The organism is Coleofasciculus chthonoplastes PCC 7420 (assembly GCF_000155555.1).
Lineage (GTDB): Bacteria > Cyanobacteriota > Cyanobacteriia > Cyanobacteriales > Coleofasciculaceae > Coleofasciculus > Coleofasciculus chthonoplastes_A.
Window position 1 is genome coordinate 1 of record NZ_DS989851.1, and the last position, 25,900, is coordinate 25,900.

Sequence of the window (25,900 nt, forward strand, 5' to 3'; positions counted from 1 at the left end):
AGGCTTTATCTTTATCCCAAGCTGTAGGCGATCGCACCCAAGAAGCAACGATTTTGGATAATATTGGTAGCGTCTATAATGCCTTAGGAGAAAAACAACAGGCATTGGAGTACTATCAACAGGCTTTATCTTTATCCCAAGCTGTAGGCGATCGCGCCGGAGAAGCAACGACTTTGAATAATATTGGTGGTGTCTATTCTGATTTAGGAGAAAAACAACAGGCATTAGAGTACTTGCAACAGGCTTTATTTTTATCCCAAGCTGTAGACGATCGCGCCGGAGAAGCAATAACCCTCTACAATATCGCCTACGAAGAAAGAAGCCGAGGCAATCTCCAACTAGCGTTAACTCAAATACAAGCCTCGATTGAGATTATTGAAGATTTACGGACTAAAGTAGCTAGTCCTGAACTACGCCAAACTTATTTTTCAACCGTACAAGGTTATTACCAATTCTACATCGACTTACTGATGCAACTGCATCAACAAAACCCGGATCAAGGCTACGATAAACTAGCCTTCCACATCAGTGAAAGTTCTCGCGCCAGAACCCTATTAGAATTACTCACCGAAGCCAATGCCAATATCCGAGAAGGTGTCGATCCTGACTTACTGCAACAAGAACAAACCTTAAACGCCAAACTCGATGCGACGGAAAAACAACGGATTGAAATTTATAGTAATCCGGAATCAACTCCAGCCCAAAAAACTGCCATTGAACAACAACGACAACAACTTTTAGCTGACTATCAACAACTACAAGACCAAATCCGGGGGACAAGTCCTCAATATGCCGCCCTGAAATATCCCCAACCCCTCACCTTAGAACAAGTTCAACAACAGATTCTGGATGAGGATACTATTTTATTACAGTATTCCTTGGGAAGAGAGAATAGTTATCTGTGGGCAGTAACCAAAGATGGCTTTACCAGTTATCAACTCCCTCCCAGAGATGAAATCGAAACTTTCGCCCGACGCTTTTATCGCCTCTTACAAATTCCCGGTTATGAAATTGGCAATCCCAGAGGTATTGCTAAAGTTGTCCCCCGTGATAATTTAAATTCTGTGGCACAACTGAGTGAACTCCTGTTCGGAGAAGTGGCTGAACAATTAACTAAAAAACGCATCGTTGTTGTCGCGGATGGGGCATTACAATACATTCCTTTTGCTGCTTTAGCCACACCCGAAACTGCCGATACCGATACTCCCGTTCCCTTAATTAATCAATACGAACTGGTCAACTTACCCTCCAGTTCCACCTTAGGGATTATTCGTGACCAAATTAACGGACGTCAGAAAGCGCCCCAACAATTAGCGATTCTGGCTGATCCCGTTTTCACGGATAATGATAACCGCCTTAAAAATTCCTCAAGCCGAGGCACAGAACTGGATTTAAACCAACTCTTACTCAACCGTTCTGTTCGCGTTTCTGACATTGAATTAAATCGCCTCCCCGGAACGCGCACGGAAGCGGAAGCCATTCTCAATTTAGTCGCATCAGCCACTCAAGTTAACGCCTTTGACTTTGATGCCAATCGTGACTTTATCGACAATCCCCAACTGCAAAATTATCAAATCATTCATTTAGCCACCCACGGAATTCTCAATAGTGAAGCGCCCGAATTATCCGGTGTGGTGTTATCCTTGGTGGATAAACAAGGGAATTCCCAAAATGGCTTCTTGCGTCTCCATGATATCTTTAACCTAAATCTGCCAGCGGAATTAGTGGTATTAAGTGCTTGTCAAACGGGATTAGGAGAAGAAATTCGAGGCGAAGGATTAGTCGGTTTAACGCGAGGGTTTATGTATGCGGGGGCACCGCGTTTAGTGGTGAGTTTGTGGAATGTGGATGATGCAGCAACGGCGGAGTTTATGACGCGATTTTATCAGTTAATGTTGAATGAGGGGTTAAAGCCTGCCCAAGCGTTGCGGGAAACTCAGTTACAAATGCAACGGGAAACTCAATGGAAATCTCCCTATTATTGGGCAGCGTTTACATTACAAGGCGAGTGGAATTAACTCTAAGCTGTTCGGCATTTAAACCTTAATGTCAATAATGGTGAAAACCTTGTAGTGCGTTTAGCGAAGCCATGCCGCAGGCTTTAGCGAAGCCATGCCGCAGGCTTTGCATCTTGCTCGCTACTAATACCCAATTTAAATGCATGACAGGGGGAAGCCAGAGGATGCTTCGCTTTTTGTTCCATGGGGGATTTAGGGGGATCTAAACTTTGATGCCACGCCACTACGAATACTGTTCGCGTCTCCGAGATTAACTTACCAAGCCGCACGGCGATGCAGTTTCAATTTTTCGGCTGGGAAAACTTCCGTTTAATCAACGCAAGCAAGGCTAAAGCCATAACTACCAACGAACGGGCGTTAGGGTGATCGCACTCCTTGATCAACCTGAATTTAGCATCATTTCGATGCAATCTGAACAACTGACCCCCCCATCCAGCCGGAAAAGATGTCAAAATTCCTCTAAAGTGGGACGCTTGTTGGTCAATGCCTCTCTAAGATAGGGAGTAAAGTGGAAAAGACTACCATGCCAGGATTGGTATCAGGGCTTCTTGACGATGTACCCTCGCTTACCAACAGCGTGACCGATAAGGAGGAAAGAATATGGCAGATGTCGAGCGGTCTCTAGTGGAAGAGCATTCTCTGGATCGGGATTGTACCACGCTATCCCGTCACGTTCTGCAACAGCTTAAGAGTTTTAGTGCTGACGCCCAAGATCTCAGTGCCTTAATGAATCGTATTGCCTTAGCCGCCAAAATTATTTCTCGACGGTTGAGTCGCGCTGATTTGGTCGAAGGTGCGTTGGGATTTACCGGGAATGTGAATGTGCAGGGCGAATCCGTCAAAAAGATGGATGCTTATGCTAATGATGTATTTATCTCGGTGTTTAAACAAAGTGGACTCGTTTGCCGCTTGGCGTCCGAGGAAATGGAAAAACCCTACTACATTCCCGAAAACTGCCCGATTGGTCGGTATTCCCTGATCTATGATCCGATTGACGGCTCCTCGAATGTTGATATTAACTTGAATATCGGCTCAATTTTTGCGATTCGTCGGCAACAAGGCGACGATATCGACGGCGAAGCCACGGATCTGTTGCAGGATGGACACCAACAAATCGCAGCAGGCTACGTGATCTATGGACCGAGTACAATGCTGGTTTACTCCATTGGCACTGGGGTTCATGCGTTTACCCTTGATCCCAGCTTGGGTGAGTTTATTCTGTCCCAGGAAAATATGCAAGTGCCAGATCATGGACCGGTTTATAGTGTCAATGAAGGGAACTTCTGGCAATGGGATGAATCGATTCGCGACTATATTCGCTACGTCCATCGCCATGAAGGGTATACGGCTCGCTATAGTGGAGCTTTAGTGGGAGACTTCCATCGGATTTTGTGTCAAGGGGGCGTATTTATTTATCCCGGTACCGTGAAAAAACCGGAAGGGAAGTTGCGTCTACTCTATGAAACCGCGCCCTTAGCCTTTTTAATAGAACAAGCGGGAGGGCGAGCCAGTACGGGTACCGAAAACCTGATGGATGTGGTGCCAGAAAAACTCCATACGCGCACACCGTTGATTATCGGGAGTAAAGAGGATGTGGCGTTAGTGGAGTCCTTTATTCAAGAACGAACACGAGAATCCAAAGAAGCGATCGCGTCTCGTTCTTAGCCTAGTATCAATCGTAACGAAGAATTCAGGGTTACTTAACCCAGGGATATGTCCTTGAATCCAGACGAATAGTAATCTATACCCTAACTTAGGAGTTTAAGCATGACAGCAACAGCCAATAATCCTATCTTCCAAATCGAAAATGATTACGGTCAGAGTATCTGGATGGATAATCTTAGCCGTACTATTATCGAATCCGGTGAACTGAAGCAGTTAATTGAAAGTCGCGGGGTTCACGGGATTACCTCCAACCCAGCGATTTTTGAAAAAGCGATCGCCGGAAATGCCATTTACGACGCCGATATCGAAGCTGGGATTAAGGCAGACAAATCGGTAGAGGAGATTTATGAATCCCTAATCTTTGAGGATATTCGCAACGCTTGTGATATTCTCAAGCCGATTTACGACCAAACTGATGGACTTGATGGTTACGTCAGTATCGAAGTTCCTCCTACCATCGCCAACGATACCGAAAGCACGATTAATGAAGCCCGTCGGTATTACCAAGAGATTGGTCGGGAAAATGTAATGATTAAAATTCCCGGCACTTCCGAAGGCTTACCTGCGTTTGAACAAGTGATTAGTGAAGGGATTAACGTCAATGTCACCTTACTCTTCTCTGTACAAAGTTACATTGATACCATTTGGGCATATATCCGAGGCTTAGAAAAACGGGCAGAAAAAGGAGAAGATATTAGCAAGATAGCCTCTGTTGCCAGTTTTTTCCTCAGCCGGATTGATAGCAAGATAGACGATTCCATCGACAAAAAACTCGAAGCTGGGGTAGACCGGATCGAGAAAGAGGCAAAACTAAAAGACGTGAAAGGCAAAGTCGCGATCGCTAATGCCAAAATCGCTTATCAGAAGTTTAAAGAAGTAATCCAAAGCGATCGCTGGAAAGCCCTATCTGCTAAAGGTGCCAACGTACAACGCCTACTCTGGGCAAGTACCAGCACCAAAAATCCCGACTACAGTGATGTCATGTACGTGGATGAGTTGATTGGTCCTAATACGGTCAACACCCTACCCCCAAATACTATCGAAGCCTGTGCCGATCACTGTTCTCCGGAAAATCGGATTGAAACCGATGTGGAAAAGGCATACCAGTTAATCGAAAACCTCAAAGATCCCGATGTCGCGATCGATCTGGATCAAGTCATGGATGAACTGCTTGAGGAAGGCATTGACAAATTTGTCAAGCCCTTTGAGTCCTTAATGTCCTCCCTGGATAGCAAAGTCAAAGACTTAGCAACGGTATAGCGATACCTTAAGGCGTGAGGTATACCCTACAGTAGGGGCGCAAGCCTTGCGCCCTTACCGATGTAGCGCATTAAACGGGAAATTGCCGATGAGCCGTGTAAACCAATAACCCATGGTATAAACTTGGTCGGGGCGGGTTGAGTCACATCCGGGTGAGGTCTAGAAACGAGATATAGTAAAACCCGCCCCTACACACTTAAAACCAAAGACGCGCCATGGCGCGTCTCTACACTCAACTCAAAACTCGAAATGGTGACATTTACAGAAAATCCCCTGCGCGTTGGTTTACAACAGGAACGGAGTCCAGAACCGCTGATCTTAGTGATTTTTGGCGCATCTGGAGACCTAACCCAACGCAAGCTAGTTCCCTCCCTGTATCAGCTTAAACGCCAACGACGACTTCCTTCAGAAATAACGATTGTTGGGGTAGCTCGTCGCGAATGGAGTCATGACTATTTTCGCGAACAGATGCGGGAAGGGATTGAGGAGTTTTCTGACGGAATTCACTCTGAAGAACTGTGGAATGATTTTGCTGAAGGGCTATTCTATTGTCCCGGCAATATCGATAAACCAGAAAGCTATCAGAAATTGAAAGCATTTTTGGCAGAACTGGATGGTAAACGGGGAACCCGAGGAAATCGAGTATTTTACCTCGCCGTTGCGCCCAAATTTTTCCCTGAAGCCATCCGCCAACTGGGGACAGCCGGAATGCTGGATGATCCAATGAAGCATCGCCTGGTAATTGAAAAACCCTTTGGTCGAGATTTGAGTTCAGCACAAATTCTCAACCGCGTTGTGCAGCAAGTGTGTCGTGAGGAACAGGTTTATCGCATTGATCACTACTTGGGCAAAGAAACCGTTCAGAACCTGTTAGTCTTCCGCTTTGCCAACGCCATCTTTGAACCCTTGTGGAATCGCCAGTTTGTCGATCACGTTCAGATTACCGTAGCCGAAACCGTGGGCGTCGAAGATAGAGCGGGTTACTATGAAACATCGGGTGCGCTGCGAGATATGGTGCAGAACCATTTGATGCAACTCTTTTGCTTAACCGCAATGGAGCCACCCAATTCCCTAGATGCGGATAGTATCCGGACTGAAAAAGTAAAAGTAGTTCAGGCAACACATTTAGCCGATATTAATAACTTAGAATGTTCAGCGGTTCGGGGTCAGTACAAGGCAGGTTGGATGAAAGGAGAGGCAGTATCAGGATATCGAGAAGAAGAAGGCGTTGATCCCAACTCGATCACACCCACTTATGTGGCGATGAAACTCATGATCGATAACTGGCGTTGGCAAGGTGTTCCCTTCTACCTGCGGACTGGGAAACGGTTACCGAAGAAAGTCAGTGAGATTTCGATTCAGTTTCGCGATGTTCCCTTACTGATTTTCCAATCCGCCGCCCAACAAACCAGTCCCAATGTGCTGACGATGCGGATTCAACCCAATGAAGGCATTTCCCTGCGATTTGAGGCGAAAATGCCGGGTCCCCAGCTTCGTACCCGCACAGTGGATATGGATTTTAGCTATGGTTCGTCCTTTGGCATGGCGACATCCGATGCCTACAATCGATTATTACTCGATTGTATGTTGGGAGATCAAACGCTATTTACCCGCGCCGATGAAGTGGAAGAAGCCTGGCGGGTGATCACCCCAGCCCTATCCGCTTGGGAAGCACCCACTGATCCCGAAACCATTCCCCAATACGAAGCCGGAACATGGGAACCTACGGAGGCGGAACACCTGATTAATCGGGATGGACGACGCTGGCGTAGACCTTAGTTTTGGAGATGGGGAAGATGAGGGAGATGGGGAAGATGGGGAAGAGTGTGTAGGGGCGGGTTTCACTACTAACGTTTCGTTTTCACCCTGATATAACTAAACCCGCCCCGACCTAACCGTTCAAGTATCACATAAGACGAATGACGAATGACGAATGACGAATGACCAATGACCAACAACCAAAAACGAAGGATAATTAACAATGGTACAATCGCCTCCAATCCTATCTCTACAATCACCTAAAGACGTTTCCTTAAGTGAAATTGAGGAAGAACTGCGTCATATCTGGCAAAGCTACAGTACAACAGATAATAATACGGATGTTCCTAGTGCTGTACGAGCAACTACTTTTACGTTGGTGGTTTACGAACCGGAAGAAACTCAACTGCTTTTAAGCGCATTGGGATATTATTCGGGTCCCATTGACGGAATTATTGGACCGCGCATGTTTGCCGCCATCAAAGCTGCCCAGAAAACTTATGGATTGCCGAGAACAGGGAAGGCGGATGACAAAACTAAGGAAAAACTGCGCGAAGAGTATAATGAGCGGCATCAGCAAGAGGTGAATGGAAATGGGCAAACCAGACGGCAAACCTATTCAGCTGATATAGAAGGATCGGGAATTGCTGATGCGATCGCGGCGGCGAATCCTTGTCGAATTATCGCCCTGTGTCCAATTGTTGGTGAAGATGAAGGCGTAACGGCACAGGTTTCTGCTTCTTGTCCGATGCAAAAGCACAGTCAAAGTACCCTCGTTTGCTGTGAATACATTACCTTGAGTGGCACACCAGCAGCTTTAGAGCGCATCGGGGGCATGATTTGTGAACTGATGATTAGTGATCTACCCCAATTTATTTGGTGGAAGGGAACCCCTGATCCAGATTATGGGTTGTTCAAACGACTGGCTGGAATTAGCAATAACGTGATTGTGGATTCCAGTGCCTTCCAAAAACCAGAAGAGGCGTTGGCGCGACTACAGCAGTTCATCACCCAGGACATCCCCATGGCTGACCTGAATTGGCAACGGTTAGCCTCATGGCAAGAATTGGCGGCTGAGGCATTTGATCCGCCAGAACGCCGCTCTGCGCTCAAAGAGGTTGACCAAGTAACAATTGATTACGAGCAAGGTAATCCAGCTCAGGCATTAATGTTTCTGGGGTGGCTAGCATCTCGACTCCAGTGGCGTCCGGTTTCTTATACGAAAGAGGGCGGGGAATATGATATCCGGCGGGTTAAATTTACGACTCCTGAACATCGCCCAGTCGAAGCTGAATTAGCCGGAATTCCCACGGCTGATGTGGGAGAAGTGGCGGGAGATTTGATTAGCCTGCGTTTGGGTTCGACAAATATGGATGCAGACTGCTGTACTGTGTTGTGTTCCCAAACCACGGGTTGTATGCGGATGGAGGCACATGGCGGGGCGCAAGCGTGCCGGATTCAGCAGGTTACACCGATGTTTGACCAAAAAACGGAGCAGTTGTTGAGTCAGCAGTTGCAGCGTTGGAGTCGCGATTTGCTCTATGAAGAAAGTCTGGCGGTGACTGGGCAGATCATGAACGCTGGGAGTTAGGGATTCGGTGATGAGTGTCGGGTGTCGGGTGTCGGGTGTCGGGATTGTAGAGATGTTCCGGTGAACATCTAGGATCAGGGGGAGAGGAGGGCGGGTTTCGTACAAACGTTATCCTCAACAACCAAGCATAAAGTCCCTAAACCCGCCCCTACACATTCACGCGCAATGTCCGACTAACGAAGTGAAGGAGCAAAACTTCCCCAATTCCCCCTATGGCTTTAATTATTGCTGGTGAACGGAGTGGGGTAGGCAAAACAACTGTGACGCTTGCCCTACTTTCGTGTTTATCGCGACGGTATCGTCGAGTGCAATCCTTTAAAGTGGGTCCAGATTACATTGACCCGATGTTTCATCAACGGGTAACGGGACGTCCCTGTCGCAATTTAGATCCGGTGTTAACGTCGGAAACTTATGTTCAAGCCTGTTTTAAGCGTCATCTGAATGGGGTAGACTATGCTCTGATTGAAGGGGTGATGGGGTTGTTTGATGGTGCATCAGGACGCGATGATGTTGCCAGTACAGCGCATATTGCCCGACTGTTAAATGTCCCGGTGCTGTTGGTTTTAGATTGTAGTCGCTTATCCCGTTCCGTCGCCGCGATCGCACAGGGGTATTGTTGCTTTGATCAGAGCATCCAAGTGGCTGGGGTGGTGTTGAATCGAGTGGGGAGCGATCGCCATTTAGAATTGCTTCAAGATGCCCTAGAACCCCTACAATTACCTATACTCGGTGTACTCCGGCGTCAGGATAGTCTGACGATTCCCGATCGCCATCTGGGATTAGTTCCCACCGATGAACTGACGTTTCTGGATCAGTTAATTGATCAACTGGCTGATATTGGCGAAACCTGCTTTAACTGGGAGCGTTTATTGCCTCTGTTGAGGGCAGAGATTCACGATTTAACCGTTACCAATCAACCGTTAAATACCTCTGTAACTCAATCCGTTACCCGAATCGCCATCGCTCGCGATCGCGCCTTTAGTTTCTACTATCAAGATAATCTGGATTTATTGCAACAGTTGGGAGCAGAATTAGTTCCCTGGAGTCCCCTGGGGGATACCACATTACCCGAAGACGTGCAGGGACTTTTTTTTGGTGGGGGATTCCCCGAAGTGTTTGCCCAGGAATTGGCGCATAATATCGAGGCGCGTCAGGCAGTATGGAATGCCATTGTTCAGGGAATGCCTACCTATGCTGAATGTGGTGGGTTGATGTATTTATGTCAACAGGTTACAGATTTTGAGGAAAAATGTTGGTCGATGGTAGGGATATTACCCACAGAGGCGGTAATGGGCAAACGTTTAACCCTGGGATATCGTCAAGCAACGGCATTACAACATACGCCATTGGTATTAATGGGTGAAAGGGTTTGGGGACATGAATTTCATCGTTCCCAGTTAACAGCAAGTCCTGAGCATCCTTTGTTTGAAACAAGAGGATATGATCCGAAGGGAAAAGTTGGGATTGAGGGGTGGCGAATGCATCAATTACATGCGTCCTATATTCATCTGCATTGGGGTGGAACAGTAGATATTCCTCAGCGTTTTTTGAAATGTTGTCAGCAATTTAATCCAAATTAAGTAGCGTAAGACACCGTAGCCCTTCGACTTCGCGGCAACTGAGCCTGTCGAAGTTCAGGGATGCGACCAAGGAAGCCTACACCGTAATCTCTGATTCGGTGTAGGAGGATGTCACCGATTATAGGAAACCGTTGCTACCGATGGTTCCTTAATTTGAGGAACCGATAATCCTTGAGCATAAATCTGGGGCTTATCTTGGGCGACTTGGAAATACGCTTCCCGTAGCTGCGCGTTAACCGCTACCGTCTTCGCGTCATAAAGCTGGGTGGCGAGTTTGGGATAGAACCCAATACCCAGAATCAGCACTAAAAAGCAAGCGGCAATAAAAACTTCCCGTGGTTTAGCATCGGTGTAAACGGCATTAGCAGGCAAAACACAGTCTGTCCCAAAGCAAACGGCTCCTTCTTCATCCTTATTCTCGAAGTTGGAATTATCAAGTTCACAGGTTGGGGCGACGCCTGCTCCGTAAAAGACTTGTCTGAGTAGAGAGAGGAGATAGATAGGTGTAAGGATCAGTCCCAACGCCGAGAGGAAGACTGTTACTGTGCGGAAGGTTGAGCTATAAATATCACTGGTTGTCACCCCGACAAAGACAGAGAGTTCACTGGCAAACCCACTCATTCCCGGAAGGGCGACTGATGCCATCGCGGCGGCGGTAAACAGGGCAAAGACTTTGGGCATAACCTGACCAATACCACCCATACTATCTAAGGCTAAGGTGTGAGTGCGATCGTAGGTAACCCCAGCTAGGAAGAATAGCACAGCGGCAATTAAACCGTGGGAAATCATTTGCAACATCGCCCCACTAATCCCTAAGTCCGTGAATGAGGCGATTCCGAGGAGGACAAACCCCATGTGAGACACGGAGGAAAAGGCAAGACGCCGCTTCATATTCGGCTGGGCAAAGGAGTTGAGTCCACCATAGACAATATTGATCACCCCTAGCATCGCCAGAATTGGGGCAAAGTAAACGTGAGCATCAGAAAGGAGCTCTAAATTCAAGCGAATTAATCCATATCCACCCATTTTCAGGAGTACCCCGGCTAAAATCATTGATACAGGAGCAGATGCTTCACCATGAGCATCAGGAAGCCAGGTGTGCAAGGGGAAAACCGCTAATTTAACTCCAAAGGCAATTAATAATCCCGCATATAGCAGCAGTTCTAATGCCAAGGGGTAATCCTTGATGCCGAGTTCAACCATATCAAAGCTGATTGTGCCCTCGCCATAGAGTGCCATGGCTAACCCAGCTACCAAAATAAATATAGAGGCGGCGGCAGTATAGAGTAAGAATTTGGTCGCGGCGTATTGACGCTTCTGTCCCCCCCAAATCGAGACGAGGAGATAAACGGGAACCAGTTCCAGTTCCCACATAATAAATAGGAGCAGAATGTCTTGGGCGATAAAGACGCCAATTTGTGCCGAATACAGCACCAGCATCAAAAAATAGAAGAGGCGAGGCTTGTGATCGACTTGCCAAGCTGCGAAAATGGAGAGCGTTGTCACCAGTCCCGCCAGAAGTACCAGGGGAAGTGACAGTCCATCCACAGATATTGCCCAACTGAGACCTAATTGAGGTATCCAGGTATACTTTTCGGTGAGTTGGAATGTGGCGCTGCTGGAATCGTAATGCTGCCAAAAGGTGTACAGCATCAACAGAAAATCTGCGATCGCGACACCGAGGGCATACCATCGCACTGTCTTACCCCCCTTATCTGGCAGTAGAGGAATGGCAAGTGAGGCAATGAGTGGTAATAGGACGATCGCACTCAGCCAGGGAAATGAATCGGCTATCATAACGATGGTAAAAATGCTTAGTTAACAGATGATGTTATTTTACTAAGCTTTGTAACACTTTTCTCATAAATATTTATATCAGATCACCATAAGGCATCTCCCCACCATCTACTGAGCTGATTGATCTTGTTTCGCTTCGCATTCTACCTCTGGGAGATGAGGGGAAAAATCTAACCTTTATGTTAAGGTACACCCATCTGAAATTCATTCAATTTTCAATTGTCTAGGGCAAGCGTTGCTCAAAGAGTATTTTGAACGACTAAGTGAATGTCCCACAACCACCATCACCCTCACCATCACGACCACGAATCCTTCAACTACAATCGCGCTTTTGCCATTGGTCTGATTCTCAATGGCGGGTTTGTCATTGTTGAAGCCTTTTCGGGTATCTTCTACAACTCCCTGGCGTTAATGGCAGATGCGGGTCACAATCTCAGTGATGTCTTAGGCTTGGTTCTGGCTTGGGGTGCGAATATGTTGTCCCAACGTTCTCCAACCAAGCGCTATACCTACGGCTTCCGTCGTTCCTCGATTTTGGCGGCTCTTTTAAATGCTACCCTTGTCCTCGTGGCTATGGGTGCAGTGGCGTGGGAAGCGGTGAGAAAGTTCGTTAATCCTCAATCTGTACCCGGTGGTATTGTGATTGGTGTTGCCTTGGTTGGTGTGGTGATCAATACCATTACAGCACTCCTGTTCATGTCAGGTCGTCAAGAAGATATGAACATTCGCGGTGCATTTGTACACATGGCGGCGGATGCGCTGGTGTCTGTGGGAGTCGTGCTGGCGGGTATTGCGATCGCGGTGACGGGGTGGCTGTGGTTCGACCCGGCTGTCAGTTTAGTTATTGTGGTGGTTGTGGTGGTGAATACTTGGCAACTGTTTCGGGAGTCGCTGAATTTAGCCCTAGATGCGGTTCCGGAAGGGATTGAACCCCTTGCCATCCGCACGTATCTAACTGAACTTCCTGAGGTTGATCAAGTCCATGACCTGCATATCTGGGCAATGAGTACGACAGAAATAGCGTTAACGGCTCATCTGGTGATACCCAAAGGGTATCCGGGTGATGCGTTTTTGACTAGGGTATCCCAGCATCTGCATGACCAGTTTGGCATTGAACATCCGACGATCCAAATCGAAACGGGTGATCCGAGTCAACCCTGCACTTTGGCTTCAGAAAATCGGGTTTGATTGTTCATGTTTCTACTTGTAGGGGCATGGCAGTACCTTTTACATTCACCAAGCATATTATTCTTGTAGGGGCACGATATCATCGTGCCCTTTTCAATCGGGAAGGTTGACCCAATATCACACACCCATGGGGAAGGTTTCGGGTGCTTCACCTCGATCCCATCGAGGCGTGCGTTCTAAGGGTTCGACGGCGCGAGTCTCGTCAAAATGGATAATTGCATCAAACTGTTCCGGTAATCGCGCCTGGAAATAATGGCTGACGCGCTCGGTTTGGGGCAGATAAATTACTCCGATCGCACGTTCTAAACGCGGCTTCTGTAACCCTTGCACGGCGGGGTTTTGCTCCCGTAAGTGAGGCAGGGCGGGTTTTGTTTTTCCGTTATTGGTGAGGCAGGGCGGGTTTTGTTGTTTCGTTATTGGTGAGGCAGGGCGGGTTTTGTTGTTTCGTTATTGGTGAGGCAGGGCGGGTTTTGTTGTTTCGTTATTGGTGAGGCAGGGCGGGTTTTGTTGTTTCGTTATTGGTGGATATCTGAATTGAGTCCCTAAACCCGCCCCTACAATTGTCCCTAAACCCGCCCCTACAATTGTCCCTAAACCCGCCCCTACAATTGTCCCTAAACCCGCCCCTACAATGTCCCTAAACCCTTACAAATGACAAATGACAAATGACAAATGACAATCCCTTTAATTGTCCCCACCTACTTAAGCTCTAGTCGGTTGTTGACTGGCTGCACGCTCTATCAAGTCACGTACTTCTTGGTCAGTGGTTTGGTCAAATTTGTCGTACCACAGACCGACGGCGTGGAACGGTTGCGGTGTTTCACTACAGATGATTTTGTCTACCTTGACTTTAAACTCCTTGCAGGTTTCTGGCGCAGCAACGGGGACAGCGGCAACGATTTTCTTTGGGTCATGCTGTCGCAAGGCAACGGCAGCGGCGTGCATCGATGCGCCTGTCGCTAAACCGTCATCCACTAAAAGTACGGTGCGATCGCGTAACTCCAGAGGCGGCAGATCCCCTCGGTAAGCCTTTTCCCGCCGTTCTAATTCTTGTTGCTCTTTTGCCGCTACTTGGTCAATCGCTTGCTCGGATACACCCAGCGATCGCACTACGTCCTTGTTTAAAATGCGGGTACCACCACTGGCGATCGCACCCATGGCTAATTCTTCGTGACCCGGTGCGCCTAATTTGCGAACCAGCCACACATCTAGAGGCGCATTGAGTCCTCTCGCTACTTCATACGCCACCGGTACACCCCCACGGGGTAATCCCAAGACAATCACATCGGGGCGGTTGGCATACTCTTTCAGATCGCTGGTGAGTCTTTGACCTGCTTCTTTTCTAGTTTTGAAAAGCATAATTATTCTAGTTTGTAAATTTTAGACAACTAATTTTAGTCAGTGAATTAAGTTGAAACTGTTCCCTGTTTCCTCGTCTTTTAGATTAGATCGCTAGGTGCCAGAAATTCGTCAACCTACAGATGGATACCTGAACAACTCAAAACCCTAGCTAATTTCCTTCGCAAGATCCATGTCATTTAAGGAAATTTTTCTTGGCTGTTGCGATCGCGGTTTGATCGGAATCTCGATCATGAACGTTGTCCCTTCCCCTGGGGTGGACAAGCAACTGAGTTGTCCCTGGTGTTTCTCAACGATAATTTGGTAGCTAATGGATAAGCCCAAACCTGTACCACTGCCCACGGGTTTTGTTGTAAAAAATGGATCAAAGATTTGCGGTTGCACCTCCTCAGAAATGCCAATTCCATTGTCAGTAATGCGGATGATCACAACGTCGGTCTGCTGGTTTCCATTTTTCGGGGGTGGTTGTTGGTGAGCATCAGCGACTTCGGTGCTGATCCTAATTACTCCAGGTGACGAGTGACTTTCTATGGCATCAAGAGCATTAACAAGTATATTCATAAACACCTGATTCAATTGATTCGCATAACAAGTCACTGGGGGGAGTTGACCATACTCTTTAATCACCTGAATTTCCTGTCGATTTCCAGGGCTTTTGAGTCGATGCTGTAAAATGAACAGGGTACTGTCTATCCCTTGATGAATATCCACCGACTTCAGGTCAGCTTCATCGAGTCGAGAAAAGTTCTTTAGGGAAAGAATAATCTGATGAATCCGCTCTGACCCTTCTTGGATAGAATTGAGCAGTTTATGCCAATCTTCTTGGATAAATTGTAAGTCAATGGCTTCCGCTATATCTTGAATAGATGAAGAGGGATTGGGATAAGTTTCTTGATAAATATTAATCAGCCGCAGCAAATCATTAAAGTATTGACGACCAATGGTAAGATTGCCCACAATAAAAGAAACTGGATTATTAATTTCGTGAGCTATTCCCGCAATCATTTGCCCCAGACTGGACATTTTTGCCGTTTGCACAAGCTGGGATTGGGTGCGTTTTAATTCTTCGAGGGTGCGTTGGAGTTGATGCGCTCGTTCTCGTTCGCGTGCTTCTGATTGTCGTAGGGCGGTTTCGGCTTTTTGGCGTTGGGTGATATCTAAGGCGGTGCCGAAGAGTTTAATTACCCGATGGTGTTGATCAAAAATGGGTTCAATTCTTACCTCAAGATGCCGAACGGTTGTGCGATTTTTCGGTACAATCTGAAAGTCTAATTCGTAGCAGAGTCCTTGCTCAATGGCTTGCTTGACTGTTTCCTCGAATTCTGAGCAGTCATCGGGATGAATGAAGTCAAGAAGTTGTTGATAAGTGGGTTCCGTGTGATTGGGTTCCAGACCAAAAATCCGAAACAGTTCTGCTGACCAAATAATTTGATTTGTGATTACATCAAATTCCCAATTACCAATATGAGCAATGCGTTGAGCTTGAGCCAGATTTTCTTCTGAGAGGCGCAGTTTTTCTTCCGCCTGCTTGCGCGTGGTAATATCAATGCCAAAGGATTGAACTTCTATAACTTGTCCTTGTTCGTCCAGAATGGGTTGATCTTTCCACTTAAACCAATGAAGTTTCCCCTGATGAGAAATCATGATATGTTCCGAGGTTTCTGGACATTCGTGGTTGACAAGCAATTTGACAAAATCACTGATCTGGTCTTCAATAAAATCAGGCAGTAAATCTACATATTTAGTGCCAATCAGTTCTGTTTGAGACTTAGCAAAAAAACGACAGTAAGACTGATTGACAAACGTGAGGGTGGTATCCGGTTTCCAGCGACAGACGAGGACTTGTTCCTGAAATTCTACCAGTTCTCGATAGCGGATTTCGCTTAAACGCAATGCCTCTTGTGCTTGTTGACGTTCTGTGATATCACTGGCTGTACCGGTTATACCGACAACCTGACCCTGGTCATCAACCACGGCGATCGCGTTGAGTAATAATTGAATGGGTTCCCCTGCTTTAGTGAGATGGGTGGTTTCATATTGGAACACCGATTGTCCCTGAAGTAAACGCTCAAAAAGATTGATATCCGCTTCGCGACGTTCCGGTGACAGAAACTCGGTAAACGAACGTCCCAGCATTTCCTCTGGAGAGTAGCCATAAAGGTGGTGTACAATCGGATTAACAAAGGTGTAAGTTCCATCCTGATTAATCGACCAAATCAAGTCTTGTGACGCTTCAACCAGATGGCGATATTTTTTTTCACTCTCACTCAGGGCAATTTCTACCTGCTGGCGTTCCTGAATTTCTTGTTGCAGTTGGATATTTTGTTCGGTTAGCTGCTTTTGTAACCGTTGCAGACGCAGTTGACTCTCCACCCGCGCTAACACTTCTTGCACTTGAAACGGTTTAGTAATGTAATCGACGCCACCGACTTCAAAGGCTTTTACTTTATCAAAGGTTTCATTTAAACCACTTAAAAAAATGACCGGAATGTTCTGGGTTTTCGGAGAAGCCTTCAACTGTTGGCAAACTTGATAGCCGTCCATATCCGGCATGATAATATCCAGTAAAATCAAATCGGGGGGATTGTTAGCAATAGATTTCAGCGCCAGTCTACCATTGGGAATGATCCGGATTTTGTACCCTTGTGCGCTTAACATCTCGGTTAACAGGTGCAAATTATCCGGGGTATCATCAATCGTTAGTATTGTCCCTTTGTATAGAGGAATTGACTCCAGAGTCATCGTCTTCATCTGTAGGTGGTTTGGTCAAAGCTAATAGGTACTCGAATTGAAATTCATGGGTTAAAGTAGAGAGAGAATTGGCTAAGGATTCATCGCGATCGCGGATGCCCTCGATGAGGCTCAACATCTTATCAAAATCCCCTTCAATTGTGGCTTGATGGAGCGATATTCGCCACTCCCTCGGTAAATCAGCCAAATCCGTTGGCGTCAAGGTAATGGTTATCGGGGATTCGGGAATCTTGGGTAGCATGTCAGACAGCTCAAAATTTGCAGTATCCCGAATGTGAGTAGACTGGCTTTTGGTTAAGTCTAATAGGTTTTCCAGCAGTTCCAGCAAATGCTTACCCGCACTATAGATAATCCCTACATTTTTCTGATCCTCGGATGAGAGAGATTCAGAACGGTGCATCAGTTGAGCAAACCCGAGAATCGCGTGGAGTGGTGTTCTAAATTCATGGTTTAAATTAGCTAAGAAAGCACGTTTAACTTGGTTAGCGGCGGCGGCTTCGTCTTTGACTTGTTGCAGTTGTTCTTCTAACTTGGCATATTGGCAGAGGTTTTGCTGCAATTGCTCATTGATTTGACTTAACTCCTGGGTTCGCTCATCCACTTGTTGACGCAAAAGTTCAACTGTGGCATACATTTCTATGGGGTTCAGCGCTTCTAGGATTGTACTTTGGGTAATGATTCCGGCGAGTCTTCCAGCTTCGTCTACAACCACTAAACGACGAATTTTATGGCGTTTCATCATTTCATTCGCCAGCATCATTGAATCATCGATTTTAATCGGAAGCAGTGGGGTACTCATCACGGTTTCCGCCGACGTTATCGCAAAATTAATTCCCATTTTTTGGAACTGAATAATATCGCGTTCTGTAATAATTCCCTGGGGAACAATATCTGCGTTATTTTGGGTTTCAGTAATCACGATGCAGCTTTTTTTATGGGTCAGCATTTGCTGAGTAATTTCTAGGAGAGACGCCGTGACAGAATTCTGAATCACCTGAGACGTCATCACATCTGCCACTCGTTTAAACTTTAATAAGTCAGTCGGTTGAACAACCTCTCGAATGGTTTTAGGCGTAATCACTCCAATAATTTCACCCCCTTTATCGATGACAGGTAAATGACGAATATGATGCTGGCGTAGCAGGTAAAGAATGGAAAAAATGCCTTGATCTTGGTCAATAGAAACGGTGATCGGATCAGGCGTCATTACCGATTGAATGCTTAAGTTTTCCAGGGATAGCTGCTGGGCAGCGATGCGGACAAAATCCCGTTCCGTGAAAATACCCACTAACCGTTTTTCTTGGACGACTAATACATAACTACTCTGATGTTCATTGAGCCGATTAATAACCTCCGTTACCCGCATCTGGGGAGTAACGATTAGGGGATGGCGATCAATAGATTTTGATTGCGATAATTGTGCCAAGAGAGGACTGAAAGATGACATTTTTCCGTTTTATTAGGATTTTTAAAGCCAATTAAGCTGTTCGGCATTTAAACCTTAATATCAATAATGGCGTAATCCTTGTAGTGCGAGCATCTTGCTCGCTACTAATACCCAATTTAAATGCATGACAGCTTAGTTTAATTGTAATCTATATCGTCATTCGTCATACTCACTTCCGAAAAGTCTTAAGTAGAATAGCACTGAAATAAGCATTTGGGGAGCGCAAAAACCATTTATCTATCGTAGGGTGGGTATTGCCCACCAGCCTTAAGTCAGTGACATTCGTCTTAAGTAGAATGTCACTGACTTAAGCTGGGTTCGTAGTAGGCACTTTAGTGCCAGAAGCGCTAAAGCGCTTACTACAAACTCTAAAGTCAGTGACATTCGTCTTAAGTAAGAGTTTGAGCAAGGAAAAAGTCGCCAAGGGATAAACAAAATAATTGAGTTATACAATTCAAATAGACCAACTATATAACATGTCGCTCAGTCAAGGTAAGTCATTGGACAAAAGAAAAGGGGAATGCATAAAGTTTTGTAAATCGCCCTCAAACCCTTACTGTTCTCTGTTCCCTAATCTCAACCGTTAACTTTAATTGTGTCTACCCACTTATTAGGTTAGAATTTGTTCACGACTGATTTAGACGAGATCAGGGTTTCACATTTCGTTATCATTTCATGATTCAGACTCCTTACTTACCCAAGGTTCAGTAATATCGAGTAATCGTTCAAACTGAAAATCATGAGCCAAGTAGGTTAGAGTCTTGGCTAAGGTTTTATCCTGATCCTGGATTTTATTGATCAAGCTTAACATCTCCTCAAAATCTCCCTCAAGGGTAGCTTGGTGCAACGAGGCTAACCAATCAGTAGGAAACATAGCCAAATCATCCGATGTTAAGACAACAGTCTCCGTTGGCATAGGCGTTTCTTCTGGTTCATCATAGATAAAGCTGATTCCCAGATGTTGGTTTATGGCTGCAAACAAATCAGATTCGTGAAACGGTTTGGCAATGAAATCCGCGCAACCCACCTCTAAGGCTTTTAACCGTTCTTCTTCTATTACACTAGCACTTAGGGCAATGATGATTGGGGATGTAGAGACGTAGCATGCTACGTCTCTACACTGTCGAATGTGTTGGGTAACAGCGTAGCCATCCATTCTCGGCATTCGCAAATCCATTAAAATTAAATCAGGTTGCCAATTCTGCCAAATCTCAATCGCCTCTTCACCATTACTCGCCGCTTGGAGTTCAAACCCCAAGGGATTCAGCAATTGCATTAATAGTTGACGGTTTTCCCCTTGATCATCCACAATCAAAATTCGATAGTGGGGTTGATTTGGGGCAAGGGCAATGACGCGACGTGAAGTCGTTTGAGGTGTGCTAGAAGTCACCTGGGTTTCCTTTGCCTGAATATCAAACGTAAAGGTTGTTCCCTGGCTAACTTGGCTTTCAACTCTGATTTCCCCACCCATCAGTTGGATAAACTTGCGCGTAATCGGCAATCCTAAACCCGTTCCACTCTGGGATTGAACTCCGCTTTGGCTTTGCACAAACGCTTCAAAAATACTCTCTAATTCATCCGCCGCAATACCGCATCCGGTATCTTTAATTTCAAAATAAAGCGTCATTCGTCCGTCGTCATTTGTCCGTTGTTGTGCAACATTCATAACCACACTCCCGGCTGAGGTAAATTTAACCGCATTACTCACGAGATTAATTAAGACTTGACGTAACTTAATTTCATCAGTTTGGATTGTGGCAGGAACATCCGCCGCCCAGTTAAACCGTAATTGTAACCCTTTCTCATTTACCTTAAGTCGAAACATATCTTCAACTTCACCCAAAAGATGATGCAGGTTAAACGTAGTTTCATTCAAAGTAATACGTCCAGCCTCAATTTTGGATAAATCTAAAACTTGGTTAATTAGCGTCAGTAAATGTTCTCCACTATGGTGAATAATCCGTAGATTGTCTTGGTATTGCTGGGGAAGAGTGACACTATTGCTCATCAGTTGAGCAAATCCCAAAATGGCATTTAGAGGACTTCGCAATTCATGACTCATATTTGCCAGGAATGTACTTTTTGCCCGGTTTGCGGCATCGGCGGCTTCTTTTGCCTCTTGTAAGGCAATTTCAGCTAACTTGCGTTCGGTAATATCGGTATTCGTGCCAATCATGCGGATACCCTTCCCTTGGACATCTCGGATGGCTTGTCCCCGGACGACAATCCAACGAATTGAACCGTCTTTGTGCATTATCCGATGTTCAACTCGGTACTCTGAGGTTTCTCCGGCTAAATGTGCCTGGGTTGCGGTTAGGAACGTGGACTGATCATCGGGATGAATTAAGATAATCCAATCGTTAAAATTATTAGCAATTTCTGTCTCATCGTAACCGAGAATTGCCTTAATTATGGGGTCAATATAAAATTTATTCGTCTCTAGATTCCATTCCCAAACCCCTACCTTTGCCGCACGAGTAGCTAACTCATAGCGCTGTTCACTCTCTTGTAAGGCGGCTTCCATCTGTTGGCGTTCGGTGATGTCTGTAGCGGTACCGAGAAGCTGGGTAACCCTACCGTCAGCGGTTCTAGCAAAGGGAGTTTCTCGACCCAAAAGTGTGCGCCATTCTCCATTGGCATCTCTGACGCGGTACTCGATTTCAAAGATTTCTCCATCCGCCGCGTTTTGGACTTGTTGAAAATAGGCGGGTAATCGGGCTAAATCCTCTGGATGAATCAGAGTTGGCAGAACATTTGCACCCATAGCTTGAATTTGTTCTGTAGTATAGCCTAGAAACACTGCCATTTCCCGGTTGGCGTAGATATTGCGTTGTTCATTCAGGTCAAAAATATATAAAAGATTGGGAGAGGCTTCAGCAATTCGTTGCACAAAATGCTGACTTTCTCGTAGTGCAGCTTCGGCTTGTTTGCGTTCAGTAATATCGCGAACAATGCCAATTCTTTCTCCTCCGGGTAATAATGTAACCGAGACTTCATGGGGAAATGTGCTACCATCACGGCGTAAACCTTGAGCTTCGGTGCGGCAATATCCCTGCTCTAACAATAAGGGTATAGATTCCGCCAGCAGCCGTTGATATTCGCTAATATCGTACAGCGTCTGCCAATTTTGACCTAGGAGTTGGGCAGCACTATCATAACCAAAGATTTGGGCGTGCGCCTGGTTAAGACAGACATACTCTCCCCGCTGATTCAAAATTGCAATCCCATCGGTAGCGGCTGACATGGCGGCGGCTTGCAACTGTAAGGTTTTCTCAACCTGTTTGCGATCGCTAATATTAAAGCTAGTACCAATCAGTCGATAAATTCGCGAGTTGCTATCCCGCAGAGGGGTTAAATTGGTAATCCACCAGGTTTCTTTTCCCTGAATCTGTAGGCATTCTTCATAGCTCATTCGTTCTCCCGATGCAACACAGGCATGATATCGTTGAGACACCGCCTGTGCCGTTTCTGGAGTTAATGCTTCTTGCGGAGTCTTACCGCTTAGTTCTGAGGAGAGAAGACCAGACATCCGTTCATGGGTGGGATTAATACTAACATAACAGAATTCGCCATTTTCGAGAACATCCACGATAAAAACAGCCGCTTCAATCCCGTCATAGATACTGCGTAAAAAGGTTTCTCGTTCTCTGAGGGATTCCTCGGCTTGCTTACGTTCGGTGATATCCTGAACGACAACCATACCCGCCATAATTTCTCCAGCATCATTTTGCACTGCCCGAGTTTGTACCAGATGAATGCAATGGCGATAGGGTATTTCCAGGGTTTGTTCTATCCCCGCCAAAGCATCACGATACAGCGGTTCAACCAGCGCACATTCTGGTTCCGATAAAGCCTCCCAAATTGTTTGTCCTTCTAATACATTCCGACTATATCCTGAACCTGACTTGCCTAAACTTTGACCATCGGCAACCAAATAACGTAAATTATGATCAAACAAGAAAATTGCCCCATTGGGGAAATGTTTTGCCATGGTACGGTACAGTTGTTCACTGTTGCGTAATTCAATTTCTGCTTGCTTGCGATCGCTGATATCAATTACCGTACCAATCACCTGCTTAACAGTACCATCTGAGGTTCTAGCGAATACCGTTTCTCGACCAAATAAGGTATGCCATTTCCCGTGGGAATCCTGCATCCGGTACTCTATCTCTAAAATTTCTCCATCCGCCGCCGTCGCCAGCTTTTGTAACTGTTCTGAGGCGATAGTGACATCATCGGGGTGCAACAAGCTGGAGATAAACGTTTCGCCCATGGCTTGAATTTGTTCGGGTGTATAACCCAGAATTGTGGTAATTTCTTGGTTGCTGTAGATATTCCGATTTTCAATCAGATCATAAATATATAAGCAATAGGGTGAAGCCGCTGCAATTTGTTCAATAAAATGTTTACTTTGGCGCAGTTGTTCCTCGGCTTGTTTTTGAGCGCTACTATCAATACTGACACCCACATAGCCGATGGGATTTCCTTGGTGATCTCGAATTAGGGTATTCGTGGCATAAACTGGAAACGTGCTACCATCTTGGCGTTGAACGGTAAATTCCCCCTCCCAATAACCGTTTTCTTGTACACCCGCTAAAATTTCCTGCGCCAGGGCTTTATCTTGGGGGAGTACGGTAACATCAAGAATGGATTGACCGAGTATGGTTTCGGGATTGAGTTGATAGATACGCTGAGCAAATTGATTGGTGTAGATAATGGTTCCAGCTAAATCGGTGGCAATCACAGCGTTACTGACTTGATCCAGTAGAGAGGCTTGAAAGGCAATTTGGGCTTCCGCTTGTTTGCGATCGCTAATATCGCGGATGATAGAAAGGATCTCCTGGTTACTACAGGGAACAATACGGGCTTCATAATCCCGCCATTGATTCTTGATCTGGAGTTGATAGTCGAGTTGTTGCACTTCACCCGATACCAAGCTTTCCTGATAAGCCGCCCTAATTTTCTGGGCTATGTCTAGGGGGAAAACATCTTCCGGTTTTTTGCCTAAAAAATCCTGGGCTTGGGCGAATGAGGGGATAGTCGGTGCGGGTTTAAAATCGATAAACGTACCATCCGCCTGGGAACAGAAAATCATATCCGGAATCGCCGCCAATAGCGCCTGATTTCGGGCTTGGCTATGGCGTAATTCTTCGGTTTGTTCCGCCACCTGTTGCTCTAATTTTTGATTATAATCGGCTAGAACCTGCTCAGGCGGCTGACGTTCACTGATATCAACAAACGCCGCGATCGCATGAGTCAGAGTTCCCTGACAATCATAGATAGGGGCGCCCCAAGCTTCGACGGGAATTGTGCGATCGCGGTGACGGATTTCCATATCATCAACTCGTACCCGTTTCCCTTGTAACGCTTGCAATAGGGGATGGCGATTCCGGGGATAAAATTCATCGGTTCCCGCCTGATAAATCCGATAGGTTTCAATGAATTGATCCGCCGTCACTGACTCAACCCCCCCTTGACCCAAAATTTGCTTACCGATTTGATTTACATAGTCAGGTTTCCCATCAGCTTCTGACACAAAAATACCCACAGGTACAGCATCAAGAATTTGTTTGAGGCGATGTTCACTCTCTTGGAGTTGGGCAATTAATACGGCTTGGTCTCGATTGGCGTGGTTGAATCCTTGATTCATTGCAGTTGCGCTGTTTTTTGAGGCAAGTCTTGGTCTTAATTATAGCGTCGCCGCGTTTCTTAGCCTATTTATTTGCGATTCAGAACCCCGACTTCTTAAATAAGTCGGGGTTCTCGTCTCGTCTTCAACTTTAATCCTATTTCTGTTTTTTGTCTAACCCCATTTTCCTGGCGGCATCATGGTAGGTTTTCAACGCTTTAGCCCCTACATTACCTGACTGTTTTTCCTTAGGTGATTTTTCCGAATCCTCTGAATCTCCAGCAGCTTTTTTGAGGGCTTCGGTATGAGCAATTCCTTGCTTTGCCCGATCTGATTCAGTCAGTTGAATCGCATGTTTATCAGGAACAATGCTTGAGCCAAACTTACGGGCATAAACTTGGGTAAATTCTGCACCGATAAACAGAATTTGGGCGGAATAGTAAACCCAAGCCAGAAAAATTACTAATGACCCCGCTGCGCCGTATGTTGAGGCAAAACTTCCTCGCCCTAAATACATGCCAATTAAAGACTTACCAATCGTGAAAAGTATGGCAGTAATACTCGCACCAATCCAGACATCACTCCAGCTAATTTTAACATCCGGTAAAAATTTGTACATCATCGCAAACAATAGCGTAATTACACCCAGGGAAAGCACCCAATTTAACAGTGACCAGAGGAATCCTACTCCAAAAAGTAAATCATTAGCATAATTACTCAACGCCGCTAACGCTGCACTGACAATCAGAGACACTAAGAGTAAAAAGCCAATCCCTAGCACAACCGAAAAAGACAATAACCGTTTCTGTAAAAAACCTTTAACCGGTCGTCCAGGTTTCGGTTGTACTCCCCAAACGGTATTCAAAGCATCTTGCAGTTGAGCGAAGACTCCCGATGCACCAAACAGCAGCACGACAATACTGATAATTGAGGCAATACTGCTAACATTTGGTCGATTCGCATTTTGAATCGCCGTTTCAATTACCTTAGCCCCCTCAGTGCCAACTAGCCCTTGAATTTGCTCGACAATCTCCCCTCGTGCGGCTTCCGGACCAAAAATCGAACCCGCGATCGCGATCGCGATAATCAACAACGGTGCCAAGGAAAACACCGTGTAATAGGCTAAGGCGGCGGCTAACCGTGACGCTTTATCCTCTTGCCATTCTTGAATCGTTTCCTTAAATAGTTCTCCAACAACCTTAAAATTCATCACCAACCACTCCACGCAGGATTTTCGATATCACATTGTTTTCACCATTTATAAAATTTTAAGCGTTGCAGCGCAACCCTCTAAAGTTATAATTTTAGCCTTATACTAGATGCTATCCTCCCTCTCTTCTCACATTCCCAAGCGCTCTGCTCAATCATGGATTTCAGTCAAGAGTTACTCAAGAAACTAGACTCTATCGTCAACAACTGGGTGGAAGTCGTTCGCCAAGACGGGCAACTGGAGAGTAGCCGTGAACTCACCTATAAGGCGGTGCTAGATGGTTTACCCTCAGTGCTGCGGGCGATCGCCAAAATCCTTTCTGACTCAGAAAACGGCGCACATCAAACAATTGTCGAGAAAAGTTTAGAACATGGGGTAATCCGAGCCAAACAAGGCTACGATCCCAGCGAAGTTGCCCGAGAATATCGAATTCTGCGCCAGATTATCTTTGCTCATTTAGAATCGGATCTATTGCAAGGTTCAACCGCTCAGATTTTGCAAGCTACCCGAATCATCGATATGGCACTAGATGAAGTGATTGGTCGTTGTTTCAACAGTTATACTGAAGAACGATTACAGGAGTTAGAAAAACTGCAAAGTCAAGTCAACCTCACCAATCACGAACTGACCCGCTTAGTGGACACTCA

General features: G+C 45.9%; 14 protein-coding genes and 1 pseudogene. 8 read left to right on the forward strand and 7 right to left on the reverse strand.

Annotated elements, in window-relative coordinates; translation table 11 throughout:
• From MC7420_RS15955 to MC7420_RS15980, 6 genes are all read left to right on the forward strand, one after another.
• Nucleotides 1-2,018 (forward strand): CHAT domain-containing protein (locus tag MC7420_RS15955; RefSeq protein ID WP_006101746.1); only part of this gene is annotated, 2,018 nt, incomplete at its 5' end.
• A 600-nt stretch (nt 2,019-2,618) separates the two neighbouring features.
• Nucleotides 2,619-3,683, forward strand: coding sequence for a class 1 fructose-bisphosphatase (fbp, locus tag MC7420_RS15960; RefSeq protein ID WP_006101709.1), 1,065 nt, complete (start codon nt 2,619-2,621; stop codon nt 3,681-3,683).
• A 102-nt stretch (nt 3,684-3,785) separates the two neighbouring features.
• Nucleotides 3,786-4,943: a transaldolase gene (gene tal, locus MC7420_RS15965; protein WP_006101623.1), complete on the forward strand. Its 1,158-nt coding sequence runs from the start codon at nt 3,786-3,788 to the stop codon at nt 4,941-4,943.
• Nucleotides 4,944-5,192: 249 nt separating this feature from the next.
• Entirely contained in the window at nt 5,193-6,722 is a 1,530-nt protein-coding gene (gene zwf / locus MC7420_RS15970; RefSeq protein WP_006101630.1) for a glucose-6-phosphate dehydrogenase, read from the forward strand.
• Between the two features lie 202 nt (nt 6,723-6,924).
• Complete coding sequence (gene opcA, locus MC7420_RS15975) at nt 6,925-8,292, forward strand: glucose-6-phosphate dehydrogenase assembly protein OpcA (RefSeq protein ID WP_006101805.1); 1,368 nt, start codon at nt 6,925-6,927, stop codon at nt 8,290-8,292.
• 212 nt (nt 8,293-8,504) lie between these two features.
• The gene (locus MC7420_RS15980; protein ID WP_006101769.1) at nt 8,505-9,872 is read left to right on the forward strand and encodes a cobyrinate a,c-diamide synthase; all 1,368 of its coding nucleotides are present in this window, start codon (nt 8,505-8,507) and stop codon (nt 9,870-9,872) included.
• 111 nt (nt 9,873-9,983) lie between these two features.
• Here MC7420_RS15980 and MC7420_RS15985 read toward each other — a convergent pair whose 3' ends face one another.
• Complete coding sequence (locus tag MC7420_RS15985; RefSeq protein ID WP_006101620.1) at nt 9,984-11,669, reverse strand: NAD(P)H-quinone oxidoreductase subunit 4; 1,686 nt, start codon at nt 11,667-11,669, stop codon at nt 9,984-9,986.
• A 267-nt stretch (nt 11,670-11,936) separates the two neighbouring features.
• On the opposite strand from MC7420_RS15985, the gene MC7420_RS15990 reads away from it, so the two are divergent.
• On the forward strand, nt 11,937-12,857 hold the full coding sequence (locus tag MC7420_RS15990) for a cation diffusion facilitator family transporter (RefSeq protein WP_006101682.1): 921 nt from the start codon (nt 11,937-11,939) through the stop codon (nt 12,855-12,857).
• Between the two features lie 117 nt (nt 12,858-12,974).
• Here MC7420_RS15990 and MC7420_RS15995 read toward each other — a convergent pair.
• From MC7420_RS15995 to MC7420_RS16020, 6 genes and pseudogenes are all read right to left on the reverse strand, one after another.
• A pseudogene (locus MC7420_RS15995) lies at nt 12,975-13,208 on the reverse strand (erythromycin esterase family protein); the annotation flags it as partial.
• Between the two features lie 351 nt (nt 13,209-13,559).
• Entirely contained in the window at nt 13,560-14,216 is a 657-nt protein-coding gene (locus MC7420_RS16000; protein ID WP_006101724.1) for a phosphoribosyltransferase, read from the reverse strand.
• Nucleotides 14,217-14,363: 147 nt separating this feature from the next.
• A complete protein-coding gene (locus MC7420_RS35255; protein ID WP_083799042.1) occupies nt 14,364-16,967 on the reverse strand; it encodes a PAS domain S-box protein in 2,604 nt (867 codons plus the stop codon).
• Entirely contained in the window at nt 16,909-18,414 is a 1,506-nt protein-coding gene (locus MC7420_RS35260) for a CBS domain-containing protein (protein WP_006101818.1), read from the reverse strand. Before MC7420_RS35260 ends, MC7420_RS35255 begins: the two co-directional genes overlap by 59 nt.
• 673 nt (nt 18,415-19,087) lie before the next feature.
• The gene (locus MC7420_RS35265) at nt 19,088-24,064 is read right to left on the reverse strand and encodes a PAS domain S-box protein (protein ID WP_006101687.1); all 4,977 of its coding nucleotides are present in this window, start codon (nt 24,062-24,064) and stop codon (nt 19,088-19,090) included.
• Between the two features lie 136 nt (nt 24,065-24,200).
• Nucleotides 24,201-25,253 carry a YihY/virulence factor BrkB family protein gene (locus tag MC7420_RS16020; RefSeq protein ID WP_044207736.1) on the reverse strand — a complete coding sequence of 351 codons (1,053 nt, stop codon included), beginning with the start codon at nt 25,251-25,253 and terminating at the stop codon, nt 24,201-24,203.
• A gap of 156 nt (nt 25,254-25,409) precedes the next feature.
• Between MC7420_RS16020 and MC7420_RS16025 the strand changes: the two genes are divergently transcribed.
• Nucleotides 25,410-25,900, forward strand: a 491-nt coding sequence (locus MC7420_RS16025; protein WP_232231723.1) for an RsbRD N-terminal domain-containing protein, incomplete at its 3' end; no start/stop codon positions are given.

Coding starts and splice junctions, on each gene's coding strand:
- MC7420_RS16000 (WP_006101724.1), bottom strand. CDS start 14,216: ATGCTTTTCAAAACTAGAAAAGAAGCAGGTCAAAGACTCACCAGCGAT.
- MC7420_RS16020 (WP_044207736.1), bottom strand. CDS start 25,253: ATGAATTTTAAGGTTGTTGGAGAACTATTTAAGGAAACGATTCAAGAA.
- opcA (WP_006101805.1), top strand. CDS start 6,925: ATGGTACAATCGCCTCCAATCCTATCTCTACAATCACCTAAAGACGTT.
- tal (WP_006101623.1), top strand. CDS start 3,786: ATGACAGCAACAGCCAATAATCCTATCTTCCAAATCGAAAATGATTAC.
- MC7420_RS35260 (WP_006101818.1), bottom strand. CDS start 18,414: ATGTCATCTTTCAGTCCTCTCTTGGCACAATTATCGCAATCAAAATCT.
- MC7420_RS35265 (WP_006101687.1), bottom strand. CDS start 24,064: ATGAATCAAGGATTCAACCACGCCAATCGAGACCAAGCCGTATTAATT.
- MC7420_RS15990 (WP_006101682.1), top strand. CDS start 11,937: ATGTCCCACAACCACCATCACCCTCACCATCACGACCACGAATCCTTC.
- MC7420_RS35255 (WP_083799042.1), bottom strand. CDS start 16,967: ATGAAGACGATGACTCTGGAGTCAATTCCTCTATACAAAGGGACAATA.
- fbp (WP_006101709.1), top strand. CDS start 2,619: ATGGCAGATGTCGAGCGGTCTCTAGTGGAAGAGCATTCTCTGGATCGG.
- MC7420_RS15985 (WP_006101620.1), bottom strand. CDS start 11,669: ATGATAGCCGATTCATTTCCCTGGCTGAGTGCGATCGTCCTATTACCA.
- zwf (WP_006101630.1), top strand. CDS start 5,193: ATGGTGACATTTACAGAAAATCCCCTGCGCGTTGGTTTACAACAGGAA.
- MC7420_RS15980 (WP_006101769.1), top strand. CDS start 8,505: ATGGCTTTAATTATTGCTGGTGAACGGAGTGGGGTAGGCAAAACAACT.